General features: G+C 40.6%; 24 protein-coding genes. 8 read left to right on the top strand and 16 right to left on the bottom strand.

Annotation, left to right across the window (positions count from 1 at the left end; all coding sequences use genetic code 11):
- Positions 1-201 precede the first annotated feature (201 nt).
- Positions 202-1,242 (top strand): acyltransferase family protein, encoded by a 1,041-nt coding sequence (locus MHI41_RS01630; RefSeq protein WP_268450197.1) that lies wholly within the window; start codon positions 202-204, stop codon positions 1,240-1,242.
- Between the two features lie 19 nt (positions 1,243-1,261).
- On the opposite strand, the gene MHI41_RS01625 is transcribed toward MHI41_RS01630, so the two are convergent.
- Positions 1,262-2,044 (bottom strand): glucose 1-dehydrogenase, encoded by a 783-nt coding sequence (locus MHI41_RS01625; protein ID WP_017366553.1) that lies wholly within the window; start codon positions 2,042-2,044, stop codon positions 1,262-1,264.
- Between the two features lie 112 nt (positions 2,045-2,156).
- Positions 2,157-2,585 carry a cell wall hydrolase gene (locus MHI41_RS01620; protein ID WP_008342138.1) on the bottom strand — a complete coding sequence of 143 codons (429 nt, stop codon included), beginning with the start codon at positions 2,583-2,585 and terminating at the stop codon, positions 2,157-2,159.
- Between the two features lie 539 nt (positions 2,586-3,124).
- Between MHI41_RS01620 and MHI41_RS01615 the strand changes: the two genes are divergently transcribed.
- Entirely contained in the window at positions 3,125-4,186 is a 1,062-nt protein-coding gene (locus MHI41_RS01615; RefSeq protein ID WP_039166404.1) for a DUF4352 domain-containing protein, read from the top strand.
- A 28-nt stretch (positions 4,187-4,214) separates the two neighbouring features.
- On the opposite strand, the gene MHI41_RS01610 is transcribed toward MHI41_RS01615, so the two are convergent.
- The 4 genes from MHI41_RS01610 to MHI41_RS01595 form a co-directional block, all read right to left on the bottom strand.
- Positions 4,215-4,448, bottom strand: coding sequence for a hypothetical protein (locus tag MHI41_RS01610; protein ID WP_249670463.1), 234 nt, complete (start codon positions 4,446-4,448; stop codon positions 4,215-4,217).
- A 40-nt stretch (positions 4,449-4,488) separates the two neighbouring features.
- Positions 4,489-4,827 carry a hypothetical protein gene (locus tag MHI41_RS01605; RefSeq protein WP_342494465.1) on the bottom strand — a complete coding sequence of 113 codons (339 nt, stop codon included), beginning with the start codon at positions 4,825-4,827 and terminating at the stop codon, positions 4,489-4,491.
- Between the two features lie 173 nt (positions 4,828-5,000).
- Complete coding sequence (locus MHI41_RS01600; RefSeq protein ID WP_046526598.1) at positions 5,001-6,182, bottom strand: ABC transporter permease; 1,182 nt, start codon at positions 6,180-6,182, stop codon at positions 5,001-5,003.
- On the bottom strand, positions 6,182-6,922 hold the full coding sequence (locus MHI41_RS01595) for an ATP-binding cassette domain-containing protein (protein WP_007498365.1): 741 nt from the start codon (positions 6,920-6,922) through the stop codon (positions 6,182-6,184). The genes MHI41_RS01600 and MHI41_RS01595 overlap by 1 nt, the downstream gene beginning before the upstream one ends.
- Before the next feature lie 160 nt (positions 6,923-7,082).
- Between MHI41_RS01595 and MHI41_RS01590 the strand changes: the two genes are divergently transcribed.
- Together MHI41_RS01590 and MHI41_RS01585 are read left to right on the top strand one after the other, a co-directional pair.
- Positions 7,083-7,784 (top strand): LytTR family DNA-binding domain-containing protein, encoded by a 702-nt coding sequence (locus tag MHI41_RS01590; RefSeq protein WP_017366549.1) that lies wholly within the window; start codon positions 7,083-7,085, stop codon positions 7,782-7,784.
- A gap of 182 nt (positions 7,785-7,966) precedes the next feature.
- Positions 7,967-8,761, top strand: coding sequence for a GHKL domain-containing protein (locus tag MHI41_RS01585; RefSeq protein WP_231583253.1), 795 nt, complete (start codon positions 7,967-7,969; stop codon positions 8,759-8,761).
- Positions 8,762-8,796: 35 nt separating this feature from the next.
- Here the strand turns inward: MHI41_RS01585 and MHI41_RS01580 are convergent, their stop codons facing one another.
- Positions 8,797-9,726, bottom strand: coding sequence for an aldo/keto reductase (locus tag MHI41_RS01580; protein ID WP_251185522.1), 930 nt, complete (start codon positions 9,724-9,726; stop codon positions 8,797-8,799).
- A gap of 498 nt (positions 9,727-10,224) precedes the next feature.
- On the opposite strand from MHI41_RS01580, the gene MHI41_RS01575 reads away from it, so the two are divergent.
- On the top strand, positions 10,225-11,265 hold the full coding sequence (locus MHI41_RS01575; protein ID WP_017366547.1) for a DUF4352 domain-containing protein: 1,041 nt from the start codon (positions 10,225-10,227) through the stop codon (positions 11,263-11,265).
- 48 nt (positions 11,266-11,313) lie between these two features.
- Here MHI41_RS01575 and MHI41_RS01570 read toward each other — a convergent pair whose 3' ends face one another.
- The 3 genes from MHI41_RS01570 to MHI41_RS01560 all read right to left on the bottom strand — a co-directional run bounded on the left by MHI41_RS01570 (position 11,314) and on the right by MHI41_RS01560 (position 14,828).
- The gene (locus MHI41_RS01570; protein WP_342494464.1) at positions 11,314-12,405 is read right to left on the bottom strand and encodes an SEC-C metal-binding domain-containing protein; all 1,092 of its coding nucleotides are present in this window, start codon (positions 12,403-12,405) and stop codon (positions 11,314-11,316) included.
- Between the two features lie 193 nt (positions 12,406-12,598).
- Positions 12,599-13,537, bottom strand: coding sequence for a response regulator (locus tag MHI41_RS01565; RefSeq protein WP_008342149.1), 939 nt, complete (start codon positions 13,535-13,537; stop codon positions 12,599-12,601).
- Positions 13,538-13,541: 4 nt separating this feature from the next.
- Positions 13,542-14,828: a sensor histidine kinase gene (locus MHI41_RS01560; RefSeq protein WP_035703066.1), complete on the bottom strand. Its 1,287-nt coding sequence runs from the start codon at positions 14,826-14,828 to the stop codon at positions 13,542-13,544.
- A gap of 517 nt (positions 14,829-15,345) precedes the next feature.
- Here MHI41_RS01560 and MHI41_RS01555 point away from each other — a divergent pair.
- Positions 15,346-16,326 (top strand): glutaminase, encoded by a 981-nt coding sequence (locus MHI41_RS01555; protein WP_008342152.1) that lies wholly within the window; start codon positions 15,346-15,348, stop codon positions 16,324-16,326.
- A 33-nt stretch (positions 16,327-16,359) separates the two neighbouring features.
- Entirely contained in the window at positions 16,360-17,787 is a 1,428-nt protein-coding gene (locus MHI41_RS01550) for an alanine/glycine:cation symporter family protein (protein ID WP_251185523.1), read from the top strand.
- 39 nt (positions 17,788-17,826) lie between these two features.
- Here the strand turns inward: MHI41_RS01550 and MHI41_RS01545 are convergent, their stop codons facing one another.
- The 4 genes from MHI41_RS01545 to MHI41_RS01530 all read right to left on the bottom strand — a co-directional run bounded on the left by MHI41_RS01545 (position 17,827) and on the right by MHI41_RS01530 (position 22,268).
- Complete coding sequence (locus MHI41_RS01545; RefSeq protein WP_065459765.1) at positions 17,827-18,687, bottom strand: alpha/beta hydrolase; 861 nt, start codon at positions 18,685-18,687, stop codon at positions 17,827-17,829.
- A gap of 157 nt (positions 18,688-18,844) precedes the next feature.
- A complete protein-coding gene (locus tag MHI41_RS01540) occupies positions 18,845-19,210 on the bottom strand; it encodes a VOC family protein (protein ID WP_251185524.1) in 366 nt (121 codons plus the stop codon).
- A 100-nt stretch (positions 19,211-19,310) separates the two neighbouring features.
- Entirely contained in the window at positions 19,311-20,693 is a 1,383-nt protein-coding gene (locus MHI41_RS01535) for an amino acid permease (protein WP_019743569.1), read from the bottom strand.
- A 66-nt stretch (positions 20,694-20,759) separates the two neighbouring features.
- Positions 20,760-22,268: an AMP-binding protein gene (locus tag MHI41_RS01530; protein WP_251185525.1), complete on the bottom strand. Its 1,509-nt coding sequence runs from the start codon at positions 22,266-22,268 to the stop codon at positions 20,760-20,762.
- Positions 22,269-22,530: 262 nt separating this feature from the next.
- On the opposite strand from MHI41_RS01530, the gene MHI41_RS01525 reads away from it, so the two are divergent.
- Positions 22,531-22,968 carry a MarR family transcriptional regulator gene (locus MHI41_RS01525; RefSeq protein ID WP_007498406.1) on the top strand — a complete coding sequence of 146 codons (438 nt, stop codon included), beginning with the start codon at positions 22,531-22,533 and terminating at the stop codon, positions 22,966-22,968.
- 277 nt (positions 22,969-23,245) lie between these two features.
- Here the strand turns inward: MHI41_RS01525 and MHI41_RS01520 are convergent, their stop codons facing one another.
- Together MHI41_RS01520 and MHI41_RS01515 are read right to left on the bottom strand one after the other, a co-directional pair.
- A complete protein-coding gene (locus MHI41_RS01520) occupies positions 23,246-24,268 on the bottom strand; it encodes a quercetin 2,3-dioxygenase (RefSeq protein ID WP_019743567.1) in 1,023 nt (340 codons plus the stop codon).
- Between the two features lie 80 nt (positions 24,269-24,348).
- Complete coding sequence (locus MHI41_RS01515; RefSeq protein WP_272511962.1) at positions 24,349-24,912, bottom strand: TetR/AcrR family transcriptional regulator; 564 nt, start codon at positions 24,910-24,912, stop codon at positions 24,349-24,351.
- Between the last annotated feature and the right edge of the window lie 3 nt (positions 24,913-24,915).

Raw genomic sequence — 24,915 nt, 5'->3', positions numbered from 1 at the left:
CGTTGGCTTCTTTTTTACATTGTCATAAAAAATGGGAAATGTAACATCGAGATGTCAAAAAGCTTCCTTCTGTCATCTGATCGCAAATGTGTCTTCTAATCGTTAGCGAACTGTAAATGCATTGTAGGTGTACCTTTTATATAGTAGAGGTACATATGAAGTAACGGTTTACAATGCTGAGAAGGAAGGAGATGACTGGCCATGAATAAGCGACTCGACTGGGTGGATGCGGCTAAAGGAATCGGCATTCTGCTCGTCGTTATGGCACATGTACCCATTCCTGATTCATTCAAGCAATTTATATATTCTTTTCATATGCCACTCTTCTTTTTACTATCAGGTATGATGTTTCGATCATCCTCACAACCTGCTATGTCATTTATACAGAAAAAAGCGAAAAGCTTGCTCTTACCTTATCTCTATTTCTCCATTATTACGTACGTTTTCTGGTTCACGGTGACCCGATTTTTCGCCTTTAAAGGGCAAACAGATATTGATCCCTTCGTTCCATTTACGGGAATTTTCATTTCAAATGCCGATGAAGCAAGACTGACACATAACCCAGCCATCTGGTTTTTAACGACGCTCTTTTTAGTGGAAATGTTGTTTTTCTTGATGCATCGTCTGACAAAAGGAAAACCAGCTGTATTGATTTTACTGACCGTCCTTTGCGGCGGAGCCGGATATGCTTCCACGCTATTGTTAAACCAGAGTCTCCCTTGGAACGCCAACGTTGCGTTAACGGCTGTTGTGTTTTATTCAATTGGATTTTTAGCAAAACAATGGTTTGTGGAATTAAAAACAGATCCTACCCTTCTGTTATGTACAGGTCTGCTTGTACTGACTGCATATATGCAAAGCTTTAATTCACGAATTGATATGCGGGTGAATGACTATGGGGATCTATTCATTTTTTATGCTTGTGCACTGCTCGGTTCATCTGCTGTCATTTATTTAAGCTTCAAATTGAAAACGTCCACGATATTGACGTATCTCGGACGTCATTCCATTGTGATTCTCGTCCTGCAATTTGCCGGTATCGATATCATGAAGGCATTTGTTTATTATGGGCTAGGCATCAATATCTCTGATACAGCGCAGCTTTCTTGGACGCTCTTTTATACGATCGGTACATTGCTGCTCATGGTGCCATGTATCTCCTTCTTGAGCAAGTATCCTATGCTGCTCGGCAAACCAGCAAAGTCAGCACACCGCTACAAAGAAAAAACATCCGCCGGCTAATGGGGCGGATGTTTTTCTATTATTCATCATTTAATTGAGAAGGATAAAGCGTCATTCCTCCATCAACAAATAATGTAGTACCTGTAATATAGGCAGCTTCTTTTGATACGAGAAATGCAGCGGCGGACCCAATCTCCTTCGGATCGCCAAACGTTCTCATCGGAATTTTCTCAAGCTGCTTTTGTTTTTTCTGTTCATCTTGAAGATCGTCATTTGATTCCGTTGCCATTGTACCTGGTGCAATCGCATTGACCCGAATACCCGCTTCGGCATAATCAAGAGCCAGCGTCTTCGTCATCATATTCATTCCTCCTTTAGAAGTAGAGTAATGAACATTGAACGGACGCGGGATCTCTTGATGGACACTGGATATATTCAAGATTGATCCTTTCACATCATGTTCCATCATATAGGCAATCGCTGCCTTTGCTCCTAAAAATGAGCCTGTGATATTCACATCAATGACCTTTTGCCATTGTTCCAACGTCATTTCATGCGGCATTGCTTCTTCACCATTAAATCCCGAATTATTGACGAACACATCTAGTGCGTTAAAATTCTCCAGCGCGGCATCCATTAACGCCTGAATTCCTTCCTCTTTGGAGACATCTGCGTGTACTTTCACCGCCCTACCTCCATGCTGCTGAATGGCTTGTACTGTTTCTTCAGCACCCTCTTCATCGCCTTTATAATTCACAACCACGTTCATTTGTTCTTGTCCAAATCTCAAGGCGATGGCTTGTCCTATGCCTTTAGAAGAACCTGTCACAATGGCTGTTTTCCCTTTTAAGTCTTGATACATCTTCATTTCCTCCAATCACGTGCTTCATCTTGTTGATACACAATGGTTACCCATTTTGAAAAAAAGAAAAACACAATCCTCTTGAATACAAAGGATTGTGCTGTTCATCAAGCTAAAAGGTGTTATAAACATTCTCGCAAGTTTCAGCTGTGGGCTGGTAAAAGCAATGTGACTTATACCTTGCCACAAACGGCTGATTGTACCAAGTGGATGGGCAATTTCCAGGCGGTTTGAAATACCAAAGACTGAATTTCGCAGGCCAAAATCGTTCACCATTAATGTTCCTCCGTGCAAGTGTCTTTTCACTTTCTCGTGCTCGCTGATAAAAATAGCCATGTGTGACTGCCTCAAACGCATGCTCCTGATAAATCATTTGTGGAATCGTACGCAGCCCTTTAAAGTCAGAACAGTTGGCACGCAAACGATTGATGCCTACATTTCCTACAAGCAGCATCCCTTGTTTCCCTTCACCTTCCGCTTCGGCTCTCAGCAGTCTGGCCATTAAATCAATATCAGAGCTTGTCGCTCTTACCACTGCCATACATCCACCTCCCATTCATTTCTCTTTTATTTTATGTAGGGTTTCTGTGTAGATGACTGCCATTTTGAAGGGAAAAGACACATTCCGTGTCGAGAGCCTGTCTAAATACCTCAACATTTCGCTGGACAAGTGTCTCTCTGTCAACAACACACAAACCTAGTGATCATACACATCACAGGAAAAAATATTCATTACTAACGACTCATTTACAAGTCATAAAAATCCTTCTATTTGCTACATCTTCTTCAAAAACAGTCATTTGAACCTATTCAATAATCCGACTCAAAACCTTAAAATATAAAATGTTGAGTTTTTACAGGAGATTTCAAACAATAAAATACACATTTCTCCTCTCAACATAGTGTCATTTTTACTACTTGAAGTGGATGAACCTTTCGAACGCACTGAGGTATTGACAGTACTTTCGCTTCATTCTACAGTAAAAAACATACAGTATTTTTCTTTTTGTGCAAAAAGAACGATATGAACTAAAGCTTTCCAATGAAATTCACCATAAAACCCGAGGAGGAAAACATCTCATGTTTAAAAAGAAATTATCCCTGTTTCTTCTGATTTTGTGTGTAACTGTTGTCGCTGCTGCTTGTAGTGGTGGAAAAGACAAAACTGCTGCGAAAGAAAGCGATACAAAAAAATCTCTTGATGCAGCTGAAGTAAAAGTAGAAAGTGCTGAGTACACTTTACCACCTCAATACGATACATCTGTTCAGGATGATCAGTATGTCCTAAAAGTGAATGTATCTGTAAAAAACATCAGCAAAGAACCATTGAATGTGGATAAAAGCAACTTTACGCTTTACCAAGATGACGCTCAGGTGTCTACCATCTCTCCTGATGACTACAACGAAGTATTATCTTCAAGCTCTCTAAATGCAGGTAAAGTATCAAAAGGTGGTCTTTTCTATGTAGTTGATAAAGAAAAAGACTATCAACTTGTCTACACAGAGCCTGGTACTGGATCGAAAAAAGATGACAAAACACTAGAATTCGATATTAAAGGAAAAGACTTGATGAAAAAGGCAGATACACTTCAAGCGTCTGCAAAAGCCCTTTCTTCTTATATTGATGTCATGATTTTTGGTAAGAAAAATGACGATTTCGAAAAACTAACAGGTGATAACAAATCAACTGTCGTAAACGAATTTGATAAATCATTCAAACAAGGCTACATTTCTTCTTCTGGTATTTCATCTAGCTCAGCAAAAGACGAAAACCTTGATAAGCTTCTAAAAGCTGTAAAAGAAACATTAGCTGAAAAATCAAAAGTATCAACGAAAACAAAATCAATCAGCGGTGATAAAGCTGTCGTGACTGTGACACTTACACCAATTGATGCAAGCCCGCTTGTCGATCGTTTAAAAGAAAAAGCAACTGAATTCTACAGCAAAAACCGTACAGCATCTTATGATGATGCACAGAAATATCTACTTTCTATCTATCCAGATGAATTTAAAAAATTAGGACCATCATCTTCTGAAGAAACAGTAGAAGTGAACATGAAGAAAAACGATATCGACCAATGGAAACTTGATTTGAACGACTACAAAACAAGCTCATTGGTTGAAAAGTTCATCAAGAACTAAAGAAAACCCCCGGTTCCCGGGGGTTTTTTTAGTCTTTTTTCGATTGATGTCTATATTTGGTTCCAACATATATACAAGTAAAGAAGAAAAGCGTGACCCATATCCACAAGACGTTCACCATCAATAATATGATGGCTACTATGATCAAAATCGTCAGATCAAGTTTCTTTTCTAGTTTTTTATGGGTAAGAACGAAAGTGATTAATAGAAAAGCGATGAAGCAGGCGATTCCATAACTGAAGACTGTTGGCAATTCTCGCATCTCCTTATCGGGAAGACTTATACTGACAAAAGGAAGCATATTATGAAGAGGAATTCCCTTTTTCAGCATCATATTCTTTTATGATGTCAATTGGATCAATGGCATCGTCTTCTTGCATGTATTCCTCTACATAAGGAGTGATTAATTTCTCGAACCTTTTCTCATCGTTTACTAAAGCAATATAAGTTTCATAGCCTTCATAATCAGATGGGAATACATGTGCAACAGAACTACCTGTTTCTAAAGCTCTATCAATTGCATTTCTCAATTCTATCAGTCCTTTTTTATTCCCTAAAATGAAAGCTTCAAAATGATGTGTTTGCTGAGCATATATATTACATAATCCCAAAACATCATCGTCTTCTACTTGATAACTCATATACAAAACCCCTTTTAAGTAAAATCAAGTAAAATTTTACACGACTGAGCATTTTTATTCTATAACCTCCTTCACATTGTGACCCAATTTTTATCACTCATTTAAACATACAAAACAAAAAACTTGTAGAAAAAATCTACAAGTTCTTCATCTTTATCAATGAAATGATCTTTCTATTTCGCCAGCATCCATTTCTCTTTCATAAACAAACTTCTCACGATGACAAACAAGATCATCACTGTCAGCGCCGAGGAGCCGAGCGTCAGGGCAATTGACATTGGGTCAACGATGCCAAACATCAATTGCTTACATAGTGCATGAATATTAAGGAATGGGATCGCAAAGTAATACGTATCTAGCTGCGTAGCGCCTGCTCTCATGGTGAAAAACATCGGAATCACACCTAGTGTAATGATCATGGACATGTACGATTGTGCTTCTTTCACTGAGCTTGAAACGACACTGAGCAGCAGTTCAATCATTGATACCATGAATGAGAAAATAATTAATGCCGCTAACATAACGCCGATGATGCTCCACACTTGATCTCCGAAGTTCAGCGCTTGTTTCAGTTTTTCTGTAAAGAGCAATGTAGAGAGCAGCAGCATGCCAATCGCCACAATGCCACTTAATATACCAAACATAGAAACAGCTAGCCATTTTCCAATTAAAAGCTGAAGTCTGCTGGCCGGTGTCAGGAATAAAGCTTCAATTGACTTTCTATCCTTTTCACCTGCTACGATATCAAGCGCAGCTGGCAAAGCACCTGAGATCACGGACGTCACTAAAATCATTGGAAGGAGAATCGACAGCAGCATGGTGGTCACCCCGTTTTCTCCATCCCCGTCCTCTCCTTCTTGCACATCAACTGATTGCACCTCAAACGGATGAATCACTGACGATTTGATCTGATCCTGTGCTAAACGCTTTTCTACGACTTGATTTTGATATTGTTCAAGCAATGATTGCAGCATTTGAACCGCAATCACTGAATCATCATCTGTTGGATACCCATGGACTTTAATGGCAAACGATGTTTGATGCTGAAGCATATCGCCTGCATCTTTCGGCATTTCTAGATAAGCATTTGCCTCACCGTCTTTAACGGCTTGCTGCGGGTCATCAAATGTTTCAAGTTTCAGGTTTTTCACTTCTTTGATCATGTCATTCATATCGGACGGAAGCTTTTCATTGATTGCGACTGTATACGTTTTATCGCCTGGATCAGCGATCATGCTTTCGTAGAAAAACACGAGTCCGAGCATCGTCAAAAGAGGGATCAACACTGTTAAGAGCAGCGTTTTTCTATCTCTGAGCGAATCTGTCATTTCTTTTAAAAAGACGGTTTTCCACATTATGCATTCCCCCTTGCGAGCTTCGACATAAAGATGTAATTCAAGTCTTCACTTTGTTCCTGTGCATATAATTCTGGAAGCGTTCCTTTGTACACGAGCTCCCCTTGATGAATCATCATGACACTGTCACAAAGCAGGCTGACTTCTTCCATGATGTGGCTTGAAAATAGAATCGTTTTATTTTGCTGTTTCAACTGATGAATAAACTCTCTGAAAATATTACTCGATGTGATATCTAAACCTGTTGTCGGTTCGTCAAACAAAATAATGTCAGGGTCATGAATCAATGTTCTGGCAATCGCCACCTTTTGTTTCATCCCTCTTGAAAATCCTTTTACCTTGCGATCCATGTACTGCCTCATCCCGAAGCGCTTTGCTAAATCCTCAATTCTTGCTTTGATTTCATGCTGATCTAAGCCATATAATTTCCCAAAGTATTCAAGGTTTTCACGAGCCGTCAAACGGTCATAAAGTCCCGTCTCGCCGCCAAATAAGACCCCAATTCGCTTCTTCACTTCAGTTGCTTCTTTGACTGTATCAAAGCCTGCAACATTGACTGTTCCATGAGTAGGCTCCAATAATGTCGCAACGGCGCGTAATAATGTGGTTTTCCCCGCACCATTTTCTCCTAAGATGCCGACAACTTCTCCTTCCTTCACGGAGAACGTCATATGTTTCATCGCCTTTACGACTTTTTTCTTATCTGTAAACCAGCAACTGCAATCGCTGAGAGTAATCATTTGGTTCGCCCCTTTCGACTATCTACGTCTATGATAGAAAAAATACCGCCTGTCTGACATAAAAATGTCGTGAAACGTCCTTTTTATGTCTTGAAATGATCCATTTTAAAAAACAAATGGTAAAATAGACAAATAATAAGAAGAGTCATAGGTGATTTTTATGATAAAAGTAGGTCTTGTCGATGATTACCGAGTGGATTTAGAAAAGCTGCATGCCATTGTCGGCAGAATGGATACCGTTGACATCGTTTTTGTGACACAGTCAGCGGAGGATGCATATGAGAAGGTCAAACAGGGCGACATTGATCTATTGTTTGCAGACATTGAGATGCCTGGCATGTCAGGCTATGAATTAGCAGACCTTATTCACTCTCATGCACTGAATGTAGATGTTGTATTTGTGACGGGAAACAGTGGGTATGCTGTTCATGCCTTTGATTTGAATGTCCATGATTATATTATGAAGCCCTATCAAGCTGATCGAATTGCCAAATCTTTAGAGCGCTACATGTCCACCAAGCAGGAGAAAAGCATTCACGGACGGCTTCTCATCAAGCAGCAATCAGATATCCATGTACTGCAAAAAAAGGATGTCATCTTTGTTGAACGTACTGGCAGGTCGACGACCATTGTCACAACAACAGGAGATATTCAAACATACCAAACTCTCAACGAGTTAAAAGGTGATTTAGCTGAGAAAGACTTTATCCGCTCCCACCGGTCGTTTATCATCAATATTCATTACATTAAGAACTTTTCGGCGTATGCCAAAAATTCATTTATCGTGTCTTTTGAAGGGACTGATAAAAAAGCCATGATGACGAAGCAGCAATTAGAATACTTTAAGAAATACTACTTTTAAGGAGAACGAACGTGAACGCTTTCTATCTTGGATTTCGCATATATACGCTCATCTGGCTGGGTCTTGCAGTTCAAGCTACAGCTAAAGTTTTTCTGCCTTTGTCATCAAGCATGGTGTGGCTTCTGACCTTTTGCATCATGTGCCTTTACACCTTTTTCATTTACAAAAGGTTTTGGCTAGGTATGAGTGGTTACGTGATATTAGGCGCTTTTGTGCTCATCACCTGTTCAGGAATTTCACTTTTTCTCACGCACGGAAATGGACTAAGCCATCTTTTAACTGTCATCATCATTTTGACAGCCGATCTCCTTTCCTTCAAGATGATGCAAACGGAGCAACGATTAAATGGACGGCTTCAAGAGCTGATTCATGCTGAGTCGAGAACCAATGACTTGCTGCTTGAGCTGCGAAGTAAACACCATGAAACAGCTAGACATTTAAATGCCTTTTCCGCATCGAATGACGAGCATGAGATCAAAGATTTGATTCAGCAATATGTGAAACATTTCCCTTGGATCAAAGGGGAAAATGCTTATTTGGCCTCAACCCTTCATTCCTTTTTCCAGCGGGCTGAAAAAGAGGACATCGCCCTTTCACTAGATCTTCAAGCACCCTTTTCTTCTCTGCCTTTTTCTAAGGCGGATCAGGTGAGTTTTACTGGCAACCTGCTTGATAACGCATTAGATGCCGCCATTGAAGCGAAGCAAGCTGGGAACGAAGGAAGCATCTCGGTCATGACTTCCATACGGAGCGGGCTCTTTTTGATTCATTGTGAAAACAGTACGAAGGGAATGGAAAAACACGTATTAGATCATCTGTTCAAAACGTTTGGCCGCTCGACAAAAGGCGGTGATCATCAAGGTATGGGTACTTATATCATTCATCAGCTTGTTGAAAAGGCAGACGGCACGCTTGATTTTACGTATCGTTCTCCAAACCTGAGGCTCGTGATCAAGATTCCTCTCACAATGGCATAAAAAATAAGGTGCTACTTGGCACCTTATTTTTTATATTAAGAAAAGATCTGATCGATTTCGTTGATTTCTTCTTTTGTTAATTGAACATCGTTTGTTTTCAAATTTTGTAAGACTTGCTCGGCTCGTTTTGCACCAGGAATAATGGCATCAATGCCATCTTGCGCCAATAGCCACGCCAGCGCTACATGTGCTGTTTCGGCATGTTTTGATTGCGCAATGGCCTTCAGTTTGTCTACTTTTTCGAGGTTTTGAAGGAAAGCATCGCCTTGGAAAAGCGTGTCCTTTGCTCGAATATCATCAAATGTCGCATCCTTTGTAAACTTCCCGGTCAACAGGCCTGACGCCAATGGAAAATAAGGGATAAAGGAAATCCCATGCTCCACGCAGTATGGGAGAAGGTCTTGCTCGGCCTGACGTTTCAGCAGAGAATACTCTGATTGAAGCACGTCTAGGTATCCATCTCGATTAAAGGTTTGAAGCTGTTCAAAATCAAGGTTTGATGCCCCAATTGCCCGGATTTTCCCCTCATCCTTCAATTCCTTTAAAGTACCGGCTACTTCATCCAGCGGCGTGCGACCGTCTGGGAAATGCATATAGTACAAATCAATATAATCGGTTTGCAGCCTCTTCAGGCTGTCTTCGACCTGCTGTCTTAAGAAATCACGGCTATTATCCAGTTCGATTTGTCCGTTTACTTCTTTATGAGCCCCTTTTGTCGCAAGAACCAGTTCTTTTCTGCCGCCTCTTTTGGCAATGATCTCGCCAATCAATTCTTCTGAACGGCCCAGCCCATAAATAAAAGCAGAATCTAAGAAATTGACACCATGATCAAGAGCAGTTTCTACTAGCTCCCGCCCTGCATCTTCACTCAGATTCGGGAATAAATTATGCCCGCCTACTGCATTTGTTCCAAGCCCTATCGGATTCACCTGTAAATCAGTTCGTCCAAGCGTTACTTTTTTCAAAAGCTCATCTCCCTTATCTGCTTAATCATCCTTATTTTCCCATGAATCATTTTCAACATTCAAGTATTCTGCTCTCTGAAAATCAATCTGGAGGTGGACGCTTTGAAAGAAAAAGATTCGTATGATGAAGATACACTTAAACGAAAAGTTTTGCGATGTGAATCCTAACACATCTTTTGAAATGAAAACTACCTCCATTTCAAGAATTTTATACAAAAAACATTTAAAACCCATGATGAATAGATAAATTAATTCTTATTAACTAGTATAATCTACTTATTAAATTCCGTTTTTTATAGGTATTTGTGTAAAAATCTATTAAAGATAGGGACTAAAACCTATTCCTCATCACGAATGAAATTCGATAGAATGAATAGTGCAAATCGTCATTAGGAGATTTTCCCCTTTAACACCCGAATATACCATTCTATCTGTTTCTTTTTTCTTAGTCAGATAGCGGGAAGAAAATGACGAAAGAAAAGCAAAGGAGCATCAACTGTGAATCTTAAAAAAATAAGTGCACTCCTCATGATTTCATTCGTGATGATCATCTCTGCAGCCTGCCAGAGCTCAGCAAAATCAACAAAGGCTGACCAAAAATCAACAAAAACAGCAGAGGTAAAAGTGAATAGCTACGAATATACGTTACCAGAAGACTCAACAACTACCCTGCGGGACAATGAATTGGTGTTAAAAGTCAACCTGACGATCACGAACAAAGGTGACAAAGCCCTTTCATTATATAACTCTGATTTCACCCTTTATCAGGACGATGCCAAAGTCTCTGATTTAAAATTCTACGGCAGTAAAGACCGCCTTGATCTTGGGTCATTGAACAAAGGGAAATCACTATCAGGAGCTCTTTATTTCCTAGTAGATAAAGGCAAAAAATATCAGTTCGTGTACCAAGATAGCATCAAGAAAAACAGCGATTCGATCGAAATTGAACTAGATGGCGAAAAGATACTGGATACAGCGAAAAAGCTAGATAACCCAGCAAAAGCACTATCTGCTTATACAGATATCATTGTTTTTGACAAAAAGAATGATCAATTCTCAGAATTAACAGGTGACAATCAATCAGATGTCGTTAATAAATATCACGAAATGTTTGTGAAAGACTTCAAGAGAAGTGCAGGCATATACGGAAACGAAGTCAGTGACCGCGATATTTTATCCATGTACAAACGCATGCAAAATACAATGAAGGATAAAGCGAAAGTGGAAACAAGTGTGAAAACCATCTCAGATGACGAAGCGAAGGTTGTCGCTCAAGTAACCGGTATTGATGCTTCTAACTTAAAAGACAAACTAGACAAACAAAGAGATGAGTTTTACAACGGCAAAATCCGTTCGAAAGAAGAATTGTATAAGAAAAGCTTGAATATGTACGCATCTGAGTTTGAAAAGCTTCCTCCAGTCTCAAGCCCTGCTGAGTATGAAGTGAAAATGAAACGTAACGGAGATGGTCAGTGGAAAATTGACCTCAATGATTATAATACAGAGCAATACATGAGTGGTTTTATTAAAACAAGATGATGAAAAAAAGACGCTGGCTCCTTGAAAGGTGCCGCGTCTTTTTTCATGCTATGATACAGTCGTCTCTTGCTCTTCTTTGACCGCTTTTTCAATGTCTTTAAATCGGCTCGATACAGTGGACGCACTAATTCCATACTTTTTAGCAACTTGTGCTTGAGAAAGCGGGGCATCGCTTGCAAGTGAATGAATATAATATTCGATTCCTGCAGCAAATGACGCCGCTTTACGGATCACAGGTGCTTTCTGATCACAGTAAGCTTTCCAAACCGTTAAAGCGCCATCTGTCAGGCTTTGGTCACCGTGCTCTTTCATCCCGTCTTCAATTAGCTTGGCTGTTTCCAGCTGAACGTCACTAGCCCATTCCATACGATCTGCTGATAGTCCTACTGTATTTCCTTCTGTTTGAGCAGGCGCTTCTGTTTCTTCAACTTCTTGCTTCGCAAACATACACTTCAGCACTTCAGGGAAGGCTTCTCTCATAAATGTACTACGTGCTCCTCCGTTTGCCTCATGTGCTTCAACGAGGTGGCGAACTTGAAGAAGAAGCGTATCAGTAAACTCTTTCGCGAACATCGTATATTGAATGAAAAACTCTGCTTTTTCTTCAAACTGAACAGGGAAACCAAGAACAAGGCTACCTTTCTCTGGCAGCACGGTTTGATCCGGCTTCACATCAACTTCAACCTTCTCAGCTGTCACCATATTCTCAAAGTAAAGAGACTCGTCCGTTTTTTCATTTAATAAAAGCAAAGATGGCTCCATGTCTGTCCAAGATTCAACCACTTGTCTTGTTTTAGGACGGGTAATATCTTCTGCTTTTTTTGTCAGGAATTCTTGGAAGATGGTCTCTTTCTTATCTGTTAATGGGCGGAAGAAGATGCCCCATACACTCAAATGAAAGACTGAGATTTGTTGCGTTTCTTTATCCATATCTGCTAGGAAAGAAAACTCATTAATGAATTGATTGATCGCTCTCTGATGCTTAGAGAACGCATAATTCATTAAATCCTTTTGAACTTGTACAGCTTCCTTAAACACAAGCTCAGACGTTTGTTCTCCGCCTGACTTTTGACCACAGCAATGTTTATATTTTTTTCCGCTTCCGCATGGGCAGAGCGCATTTCGTTTAATTTTTCCCAAAATAAAACCTCCGACATTCTAGTCTAACCTCACTATTTTAACAAACGATTGCACAGGAGAGTTTTATTTTCAAGAAAAAAGAAAAATCAGAATGATCAGATAAATAACAAAGACGTCTAAAAGAGCAAGGCGGCTCATAGTCAAAAGCACTCTGTCTCTGTTTATTTTCTCCAATCATTCCAATAGATTTCCCTCAGCTCATCCCTTCGAATAGCTGCTTTGCTTCAAAATAAAAGATTTGCACGAACTTTTTCGTATTGACTCTGCCTGTTGACCCTGCGGATGAAGAAGTCTTCTGCATTTCTTTCATTCTTTGGCTGACATCAGTGAAATCAAAAAACTTCGACGCATAGTGCTCAAATTTAGGGTTTGAAAAATCTGTAAGCCCTAGTGATGCGAAATGATTTAAGGAATGATGGATGGCTCGTCTAATTCGCTGCTCTGCTGCTTTCACTTCCCGCATCACTTCCACATCCGACGCACCACGACCAAGCTTTCGTTCCGCCGTTTTGATAAATAGCTGCTTTAATGGCGGAAAATTCACCTCATGAGAATTGGCTGTCTGTGTTTCATGTAAGTAGATCAAGATCTCTAGTAAATCCTTAGAGCCACTCTCTCCGACAATTCCTAATTCAGATAGGAGGAATTCTCCTGCCTCTTTCATCGTTCTTCGCTTTGATCCAGTACCTGTCTCATGAGAAATCACTGGCTCTAATGGCAGCACATGTCGAAGAGAAGCTTGAATATCGTAAATTGATTTTTCCAGCTTGATCCGCTCCATGACCTTTCGAATGACACTGACAATTTCAATTCGATTGACAGGTTTATGAATATAATATTCAATTCCAAGTTCATAGGCTTCTGCCATCATCTCTTTTGCTTCTACTTGAGATATCATGATGACCTTGCCTTTGAATTCAGGGTGAATATGACGTATGGTTTGAATGCCGTCTCTAGCTGGCATTAAAAGATCAATCAGAAGGATGTCTACTTTTTTCAGGTTCAATGAATGCGCCTCTAACCCAACGCCGTCATCAGCCTCATCCACGACCTCTCCCAAATCCTCATCCTCGATGATTTGACCTAAAATCGAGCGTATTGCACGATCATCATCTGCAATGAAAAATCGCATACACTCACCCTCTCTGTATTAAATTTTTTATCGGAAGGACAAGCTGAAAAGCTGTTCCTTTCGTTTCTTTTTGCTCAATCTGGATTTGACCGTCCAGCTCTTGAACCAGCTCTCTCACATAGGATAAGCCAATCCCAGTTGACGGTGTTCCATATGCATCAAATTTTGAGGTATATCCAGGATCAAATACAATCTCTCTCAATTTCTCAGGAATACCCGGTCCATCATCCTCAACTCGAATCTCTATTTTATCATGACTGCCTTTTAATACGAGTGAGATGGCTCCATCATGCTTGATTGCTTCAACTGCATTTGCCATTAAATTATTAATCAGCGATAAAAAAATGAACACATGATACTCATGCAAGTGAATGCCTTTTATATCAGATGTAAAGGAAATGTTCTTCCCGAGAGATAGCGCATATTTCTCTTGAATGCGAATCACGATTTGAACAAGATCCTCTGCCCTCATATAATCTTGCATATTTTCCTTTGAAATCAGCTTTGAAAGCCCAGCGTAAATACGCTGATTGTCCTTTTTGACTTCATGTATTTCCCCTGCAAGCTTGAGCAGCTCCTGACTCACTTTCCTTCCCGCCTCATGTTCATTCAGCAGACGATAGAGCCGATAGGATTCTTGCGTTATGTGCTCTGTATGATTTAACGTTTTCTTTAAATGAACTGTTTCCTCATATAAATTTGAAATGACCATCATCATATGCTCATTTTGCTTCATGATTTGTTTCTCTCTTGATTGTGCCTCATACAGCCTCATCATATTAAAAAAGCTGATGACCACGAAGCTGTGAGCAAATGCAATGAGGATCATATCACTCAGCTTTGAGAAAGTCATGGTTGTATCAAACACTAAAAATTGTACAAACAGCTCAACAAAATCAGCAAGCAGTTCAATCATCAGTCCGATCAGCCCAATAAAAATGGAACGCTGCTTAAAACGTCCTGTACGGACAACAAAGAAAAGAAAAGCATAAGTAAAGTAAAAAAAGAAGCTTGGAAACTGCTGATAAAATGACAGAGCCAGATCAGCTTTTTGCTGAATAAGATCTAAACCTACCCGAAATAGGACAATGGCTGCGCCTGTTAAAAACCCTGGCAGCAATGGTCTTGATTTTCTTAAAAGTAATAAGCAAAAGAAAAACGCAGGTGCCCCAAAACTAATACGAAATGTTTCATTCACAGGATAAAACTTCAGCTCTCCCGCAAGCGGCACAATGACGATCATAAAAATCAAAATAAATGCGTCTTTTTTGACAAGCTGGTTTAAACTCAAATGACTGACATCCCTTCCCCTGTTTACATAGCCACAGTATACAAGGAGACTCTTTGCTTCACAATGAGCAAAAAAATTATTTTCACGGCTTCTTCTCTCTTCAAAATCATTTTTTATGACTATTCTCCGAGGAGGCATGGTGACCTTTCAGCTATCCTACGATTTGGAGATTGTCTACAATAATGGGAATTGTTTAGACAATTGCATGTAGACTGATTTTTATTTGTAAGTTTTTCTGTAGATTTTCGTCAGATTGTGTAGTTTCCAAGATAAATTGAATGAACAATTTTAGTGAAACTATATGTAAGCGTTTTCTGAATTTTCACTAAAAACCCTTTTTGTTGTTTCGCCGCCAAAGCCTTCATTTGAACATATATTTAGGTGTAAAGGAGTGGTACAAGCAGCGCATGACAAGTTCTTTGAAGATGTGTAACATGTTTTCGTGCCTATTTGATCGCATTTTTTGTCATCCGCCAATTCAATAGGGTACTTTTTGATTTTTGATTGGAGGAATCGTATGAAAACAGCAATTTCTAATAATACACAACACGCATGCCAGTCTTCTGTTGATCAATGGGCAGAAGAAATACGTCCGTATTACAAAAACGGGCAGAACGCTGGCTACATTCCAGCACTCGGAAAAGTAAATTCCTCTCAACTTGGTATCAGCGTGATAGGCCCAGATGGATCATCTGTACGTTATGGTGATTGGGACGTTCCCTTTACCCTGCAAAGTATCTCAAAAGTCATCAGCTTTATAGCTGCCTGTTTAGGAAGAGGCGTTCCGTACGTCTTGGATCGGGTAGATGTAGAGCCAACTGGTGATGCATTTAATTCCATCTACCGCCTTGAGATGCATAAACCAGGGAAGCCCTTTAATCCAATGATTAATGCTGGAGCTATTACCGTATCCTCCATCCTTCCTGGAAAGACTTCTACAGAAAAGCTAGCATATATTTTCGATTTAATCGAAAACTTAATAGGTAAGCGTCCTTCTGTTAATGAAGAGGTTTATCAATCAGAATGGGCAACTGCACACCGCAACCGGGCACTTGCTTATTATTTAAAAGAAACCAATTACTTAGAATCAGATGTCGAGGACACGTTAGAAGTGTATTTAAAGCAATGTTCCATTGAGGTCACAACAGAGGACATCGCCTTGATTGGACTGATTATTTCAAGTGATGGCTACCATCCCTTTAAACAAGTCCAAGTCATCCCAAAAGATATCGCAAGACTAACAAAGGCATTGATGCTGACATGCGGCATGTACAATGCGTCTGGTAATTTTGCTGCTTTCGTAGGCGTTCCAGCCAAAAGTGGTGTGTCTGGAGGAATCATGGCTTGCGTTCCGCCAAGCGCAAGAAGAGAATTCCCATTTCAGACAGGCTGCGGTATCGGCATTTATGGTCCTGCCATTGACGATTGTGGAAATAGTATTACCGGTGTCATGATGCTGAAGAAACTCGCCAAAGAGTGGGATCTCAGTATTTTTTAAAAAGAACAGTGATGAAATCGAAGAGGTGATGTTATGAACGAAAAAGCTTTGCTATCTTATTTAACAACTACAAATGATTTTATTTGGACTTATCTTATCATTGCTCTGTTACTTGGAGTAGGGGTCTACTTCACATATAGATCACGCTTCTTGCAAGTCAGAATGCTGAAAGAAATGCTGCGTGTTCTAAAAGAAGGAAGAAAAGAAAAAGAGGGAATCTCACCGTTCCAAGCATTTGCCATCAGTATGGCAGCACGTGTAGGAACAGGGAATATCACAGGGATTGCCATCGCTATTGCGATCGGTGGACCTGGCGCAATCTTCTGGATGTGGATCGTAGCGATTATCGGTTCTGCTTCAAGCTTTGTTGAAAGTACACTAGCTCAGGTGTATAAAGTAAAAGATAAAACAGGATTCCGCGGTGGACCTGCTTATTACATGGAAAAAGGGTTAAATAAGCGCTGGATGGGGATTTTATTTGCCATCCTGATCACGATCTCTTTTGGGATTGTCTTTAACGCAGTGCAATCAAATACAATCACCGTCGCTTTTAAAAACTCTTTTGGCCTAGATCGTTTAACTGTCGGAATCGTTATGGCTGTTATTTTTGCGTTCATTATTTTCAAAGGGATCAAAGCGATTGCAAAAGCATCTGAATATATTGTCGTTTTTCTTGCCGTTGCTTACATCGGGATTGCTTTCTTTGTCATTATCACAAATATCACTGAACTACCAGGCGTCATCAGTACGATTGTGAAACACGCTTTCGGATTTGAACAGTTTGCCGGCGGTACATTAGGTGGAGCATTGTTACAAGGGATTAAACGCGGTCTCTTCTCAAACGAAGCCGGTATGGGTAGTGCGCCTAATGCAGCAGCAACTGCTGTCACGAGCCACCCTGTCAAACAAGGGTTAATCCAAGCATTTGGTGTGTTAACAGATACGTTAATTATTTGTACAAGCACAGCCTTTCTTGTTCTGTTCTCTGATGCGTATAAAACAACCAATCTGGAAGGAATTGAGCTAACTCAGGCTTCATTAAGCCAGCACATTGGGCCTTGGGCTTCTGGATTCCTAGCCATCATGATTTTCTTATTCGCTTTTAGTACGTTAATCGGTAACTATTACTATGGTGAAACGAACATTGAATTCTTGGGAGCGAATAAAATTTGGCTCAACATCTATCGTGTGGCTGTCATTGGCATGGTTCTATTCGGAGCCATTGCCACTGTTCCTCTCGTTTGGGGTCTGGCCGACTTATTCATGGGTCTCATGGTCATCGTCAACCTCATTGCCATTACCATGCTGTCTAAAGTCGCCTTTGCAGCACTAAAGGATTACATGCGACAGAAAAAAGAAGGCAAAGATCCTGTTTTCTATAAAAACGCCGTTCCGAACAATGAACAGATTGAATGCTGGGACGACGAACCTGTTTCCTTGAAAAAGAATCAAATCGGATAAAACAAATAAGCTCTGGTCATATGATCAGAGCTTATTTCTTTATGTTAAAAATTCGAGTATGAGCTTATTCACGACATCTGGTTTTTCATGATTGATCCAATGAGTGGCATCATCGACAAAAATCAGCTGTCCATTTGGGCAAATTTTGATCGTTTCTTTTGCGAGCTTTCTGCTTAGAAACTTGTCCTCCATTCCCCAGATCATGCGGACAGGAACGAGAATTCGTTTGGAAATCGGTTTTTCAAAGCCGCCTTTTTTAATACCTCGATACCAATTCAACATGGACGTAATGGCTCCCGGCTGCGTCCATGCCAGCTTATAGCTTGAGACATCTTCCTTCGTGAACAGATGAGGTCTAGCAGACAGTCCAATGGCTTCATCCAGTCTTTGAAAGTGATTTTCTTGAAGGGCTGCCTCTGGTACATTTGGAAGCTGAAAGAACGCGATATAAGAGCTCTTCTTCCACTGCGGCGGATAAAACGGAAGGACCTTCATCATCACACGAGGATGCGGCATGTTGACGATGATTAATTTTTCTACATATTGAGAACGGGTTGAAGCAAGATGCCAAGCAACAGCTCCACCCCAATCATGTCCGCCGACAATAGCCTTTTGATTTGGGCTCAGCGCCTTAATTAATCCCACGATATCATCTCTTAATTTGTCTAAGACGTATGATTCGACTCCTTCTGGTTTGTCACTCAGATGGTATCCCCTTTGATCAGGAACAACGACACGATACCCCGCCTCAGCTAGGGGGAGGATTTGATTTTTCCAACCATACCAAAACTCAGGAAATCCATGCAGCAGGACCAGCAGTGGGCCATCTTCAGGACCAGCCATTGCTGTATGGAGCTTTATGCCGTTTGTTTGAATATATTGAAACTCAACTTGATCCATTCCTTTTCCACCCTTTCCCCATGTCTTATCATTCTTCCAACATAGCATATTTTCCATTTTTCAGAAAATAAAAACACTCACAAAAAAACCTTCACAAGGGTGAAGGTCTCAGATTACTGACAACGAATGCGAGGGTTTGTCTTCACGCAAAACGTCTTTATTTCATATAATTCAGCACCCATATCAAACCATTCTTCCGATCTTGTACTTGTCCATGAAGTGCGCCAAAGAACGTATCCTGTAATTCTACAAGGACAGCTCCATCAGCTTCAAGCGCCTCGTATACAGCCTTTAACTCTTCCTCATTGTCAAACTGCATGATCAATCGAAGATTCTCCGGTTTTGGTGTGCGACCAAATGTATCTGAAAAGTGGAGCAGTGATTCTCCAAGGTGCAGCTCAGCATGCAATACACGGTCTTGATGTTCATTTAAGATACGAATATCTCCGCCAAAAATTCCTTGATAATATTGAAGAGATTCTTTGACATCTTCTACGACAATATAAGGACTAACGCTGATCATTTCCCTCATCCTCCTCTTGTTCCGTTCATTATCTCTTATATAGCTTATCCCAAATCGTATGAAAAAAGGCACAAATCGTCAACGGATTTGCACCTTTTTCTCAAGCAGATTTCGCTAATTCACTGTGTTTGTTAGAATACGCTGCGTACATGACGACACCGATAATCAGCCAAACCCCGAAGTACAGCCATGTCCGGCCTGGTAAATTGAGCATCAGAAACACACAACACCCCATCGAGATAATTGGCAAAACCGGTACAAACGGAACCCGGAATCCCCTTTCCAGCTGTTTATGTGTCTTTCTCAAAATGAGTACGGATAAGCTCACCATCGCAAACGTTAATAATGCACCGATATTGGCTAGGTTGGACAGATCCTTCAAATCAATAAACCCTGAAATAACAGCTGTCATCCCGCCAATCACCCATATACTTGCAACAGGTGTATCACTTTTGTTTGTTTTAGAAAACACTTTAGGCAAGAGTCCGTCCCGCCCCATCGCAAAAGCAATTCGAGTTGCCGCATAATTATTGGCGAAAATCACAGCCATCAATCCAATGACAGCACCGACAGAAATAATACCAGCCACGCTATGTTGATGGACACTTTGCAGTACATAAGACATTGCCTCTGTCACATTCAACTTCGTATAGTGCACCATGCCTGTCATGACCAAACAAACGACAATATAAATGATCGTACAAATGAGCAATGAACCAATAATGCCAATTGGCAGGTTCCGCTGTGGATTTTTCACCTCTTCTGCAGAAGCCGAAATGGCATCGAATCCTAAAAAGGCAAAAAACACAGCAGCGGCTCCAGCAATAATCCCTTCCGTACCAAACGGCATGAACGGCTGCCAATTGGCTGGCTCTACATAAAAACCACCTACTACAATGAAAAGAACAATAATGCCAAGTTTCACAAACACCATGATATTATTGAATTTTTTACTTTCTTTCGTTCCTCTAGATAGGATCCACGCAATGAGTAAAGCAATGATAATTGCTGGCAAATTCATATATCCGCCTTGTTCTGGACCAGCTAAAAATTGATGTGGAATTGAGATTCCAAACCCCTCCAGCAGGCTGTTAAAATAACTCGACCAGCCACTCGCTACAGCTGAAGCAGTCAGCATATAAACAGATAATAACGTCCATCCCATGAGATGACCTACGAGTTCACCCATTGTGGTATATGAATAAATGTACGCACTGCCGAACACAGGCAGCGCGGAAGCCATTTCTGCATAACAGAGTGCTGCTAAACTGCACACAATCGCTGCGATCGCAAAGGAGAAAATAACAGCCGGTCCTGCATCCTTAGCTGCTGTAATTCCGGTTAACACCATGACCCCCGTCCCAATCACAGCCCCTATGCCAAGGAGCGTGAGATCGAGCCCGCCCAGTGTTTTCTTTACCTTTTGCTGTCTGCTCTGTTCTAACAAATCGTGAATGTGTTTCTTACGAAGTATATGTCGCAAACCCTTTCCCTCCAAAACGTTAGAAAAACAAAAAATCATTCAAATTTCATTATAGCAGAATAGGTCCTACGCATTCACAACCAATTCACGTAAATCTTTCTTCATGATTTTACCAAGTTTATTTTTTGGCAGATCCTGCGTGAAATGAATGGATGGCACTTTGTAATCTGCTAAACGTTCCTTGCAGTAATTCAACACATCTTCTTCGCAGAAATCGACAGATTCGTCTTTTACGATATACGCACTTGGTACTTCACCATATAAGTCATCTGGTACCCCAATGACAGCAGATTCAATTACACCTGGAATTTGATCAATGACCTCTTCCACTTGGTCAGGATAAATATTATCCCCACCGTATAGAATTACATCTTTGTATCTCCCTGTGATGTAAAGAAAACCGTCTTCATCCAGATAGCCTGCATCCCCCATATGGAACCAGCCATCTTTGAGCACTTTCTCTGTCGCTTCAGGTTGATGATAGTAGCCTAAGAAATAAAATGGGCTTCTCATGACGACCTCGCCAATTTCTCCAGCTGGCAGCGCCTCCTCTGTCTCAGGATGCACGATTTTGACTTCTACATCCGGATCCACTTTACCAGCAGAGCCCATTTTATCCTCGCCCATCGCTGGATGCCACGCACTCACAACCCACGCTTCTGTACTTCCATAGCCATGCATCATCTGAATGCCTACTTCTTTGTAATCTTTAATTAAGCGTACCGGTACCTTCGTACCGCCAGAAATTGCAATTTCAAAAGATGAGAGATCGTAAGAACCGCGCTTCATTTCTTCTAGCATGTACGTGTAAGCTGATGGGAAAGCCATCATAAACGTAATTCTTTCTTTCTCAATTGTTTCTAAAATGCGTTTCGGCGTTGCATCATGTAAGAAGACTAACGTATACCCTTCAATTGCAGCTGCAATCAGGTGATTAATTGAACTCATATGATACAGCGGATGACTTGCCAAGTATCGTTTTCCTTTCAGATCAAATCCTCGGTTCCCTTGTCTTGTTAAAAATTGATAGATTCGCCCATGTCCGACCATACAACCTTTTGGATTGCCTGTTGTACCTGAAGTGAATAAAATCATGGCCAAATCCTCTTCTGATACCTCTTCAGCAAGATCACTTCCATCATTAGACGCCAATATGTCTTCAAACAGCTGTGTTGTTTTCGCATTGACACCAGATTCCACCATGAGACAATCTTCTAAAGACACATTCACTGCCGCAATGATGTCACGGAATTCACGGTCAAAAAATAAAGCTTTTGGCTCTGCTTTTTTCAAGATACCTTCTAGCTCAAAAGAGGTAAGCTGCCAGCTAAGCGGTACGGCGACTGCACCTGCTTTAATGGCTGCCAGCATAATCGTAGAAAAGTGATGATGGTTTTGACAAATAAAACAAACCCGGTCACCTTTTCGAATTCCTTTACGATGTAAGTAATGCGCCAGCTGATCAATGCGTTTTGCATATTCTTCAAATGTATAAGACACACCTCCGCCAGTTACCGCTTCAATTTGTGAAGAGCGTTCCATTCTGTCGTTTAGTAATGCCTGTAAAGTATTCAATATCTTCATCTCCAAACGTTTGATGTCCAATAGCCAATTTCCAGAGAATTGGATTGGCAGATTTTATCTCATTCACATTCTAAAATAAAAAAAGGTGAAAGTAAAATCATTTCATTTTGGAATTGTTCCTTTTATTAATTGATAATATAGGTAATTTTATAGCCGTCTTCCATTTTGGTTTAAATGATGATGCTTATTATGATAAGATAGACCTAGTAATTGATCGGAAAATGCGAATGCAATAGGAAAAGAGGTATGGAGAATGCAACATTTCGAGCTAGAGGCAAGTTTGTTAGACCATGCACTGACAAAGTATTTAAAGGCGACGAAACGAATAGATGAAGAGAATATCCCCAAAAACGTCACGAATGTAAAAGGGTTTATTTTACGCATCATCTACCGCCATCAATCATGTACTGTGAAAAATATTCTGCAGGAAGTTTCATTATCTCCCTCCGCAACAACAACCGCTCTCAATCACTTAGAAGATGAAGGGCTGATTATCCGCTCTAGAAATAACAATGACCGCCGTACGGTATGGATTACACTCTCTGAATCAGGTGAACAAATCGCCAGACAAATGATCGACAATCGTCAGCTGCTTGTCAATCAACTGTTCAATCACCTATCAGAAGAAGATAAAAAAACATTTTTTGAATTAATCGAAAAAATGATGGACGAGCGCACATTAAAGGCTTAGGAATTATCCTAAGCCTCAGATTTTTGACAAAGGGCTAAAATGAACTTTATTTTAGCCCTTTGTTTTCTTTTAGCGTGATAGAAAACCTTTGCAGTCTAGGAAGGACACGTACTGGCGCGGAGTGAATGTGACATTAATGAGCACCAGCACGCAGGACTGACACCGAATGCGAGGGTTCATGCATGTAAATAGGGATGCTGTTCCATAAGGGAAATAAAATAACCCGCCGATTGATTCGACAGGCTGTTTATTCAAAGCTGTGTAACGCGTTACACAGCTATTTATCTTCGACAAACACCAAATCATACTGAGTAGAGGTCTCCCCACCCTCCATCATGTTCCCTTCCTGTATAAAATAAGGGCACATTCCTGGACTTTGTGCTTCTTCAAATTGTTCAAACACTTGCTCAATATAGCCAGGCAGCAGCAAAACCAACATTTTATTTGAATGAGACACGAATTCATACGAGTGAACGGTATTCGGAGGAATATAGGCAAAATCCCCCGGCATCAAGCAAATATTTTCTCCGTTTAACTGAAGATTTATTCTGCCTTCAACACAATAAAGTGCTTCTGTATGCATTTCATGATAATGCGAACGTAACCCTTTTCCCTTTGTCCCTTCAATCACAAAATAACTAAATCCGTCTCCTGTTGTTTCCGTTGTCGCAATCAGCTCATGAAGCTGACCTTCGACCATGTATTGCTTTCCTTCACCAGCCTCCAGCACATATGGCTGCACTGCGCGCGGGAGCTGACTATGAAACAAAACAGCTGGCTTGGTTGTATTGGATAGCTCCCTAATGCCGTGCATCAATATGATATCGCTTTCTTTTTCAGCCTGATGAAAGCTGTCTGCATCAAATGGGTGATCAGTCATCGGCCATTCATTCTGCAACAGCCTCTTTCCGATTTGCTGATAGACATCTGTCATTTGCCCGCCCAGTGTATAAGAAATAAACCGTGTTTTGTGACTATGCATTCTATAGCCATGAATTGTTTTGGGCGGAATATGAATATAATCACAGGCCGTCACCATATACTTTTTACCGTCCAGTATCACTTCCAGCTTCCCTTCCAGCACAAAGATGGTTTCAAATAGCGTCTCATGACAATGCAGCGGAAAGTAAGCACCTTTCCCACCTGTGATTAAGACAAGCTCAAACAGTTGATTTGTTTGATTTGCTTCTGCCAGCACATGTACAAGCTGATTCTCCAGGCCATACAGCTCCCCCGAACCAGACACGGTATAAAAAGAGGTACCTTCGGATTGCTTGATCGATTGTGGTTGCTCCGACATCCCATCACTCCTCATGACTAATTGACTATCTTTATTATATAGACCAATTGATATAATAGATAGGCAATATGCGAGAGATTTTACTCTTCTCGCATAAATAAGTGTCTAAGGTAACATTTTACGTGCTCTAAAGGAGTCGTTTGCTTTAATGCAGTGGTCATTGATAATCCGCCGATGACCATTGAATGAAGGAGAGATGCCCGCTCATCCGCTTTTGTTTCATCATATCCGCTATTCATCAGCTTTTCTTTGACAAGCTCTTGCCAGCGGATCATTTCTTGTTTGCATGCAGCATGAAGTTTTGTATGTTCAGGTTTTGACTCAGCCGCCAGTAAGACAATCGGTATCCCTCTTTCACTTTCTTGCTCCATAAAACCCCGAATGATATTTGTCATAAAATGATCGACGGCGACATATGGGTCATTAGAATAGGCAAAGCTTGCTTCAATTTGATCGATGACCCTTTGACTAATATATTCAACGGCTGCTATGGCCAGCTCTTCTTTTCCATTTGGAAAGTAATAATAAAGAGATCCTTTCGGCGTGCCGCTCTCTCTAATGATTTGATTCAACCCTGTCGCATGATACCCCTGTTTACGTAAAAGAAGTGCGGCCGTTTGAATGATTTTGTCCTTTGTACTCACGTG

Source organism: Bacillus sp. FSL M7-0307 (assembly GCF_038627835.1).
In the GTDB taxonomy this organism is placed as follows: Bacteria; Bacillota; Bacilli; order Bacillales; family Bacillaceae; genus Bacillus; species Bacillus altitudinis.
Note: the sequence above shows the minus strand (reverse complement) of the source record. Positions and strands in the feature narration are given on the sequence as shown.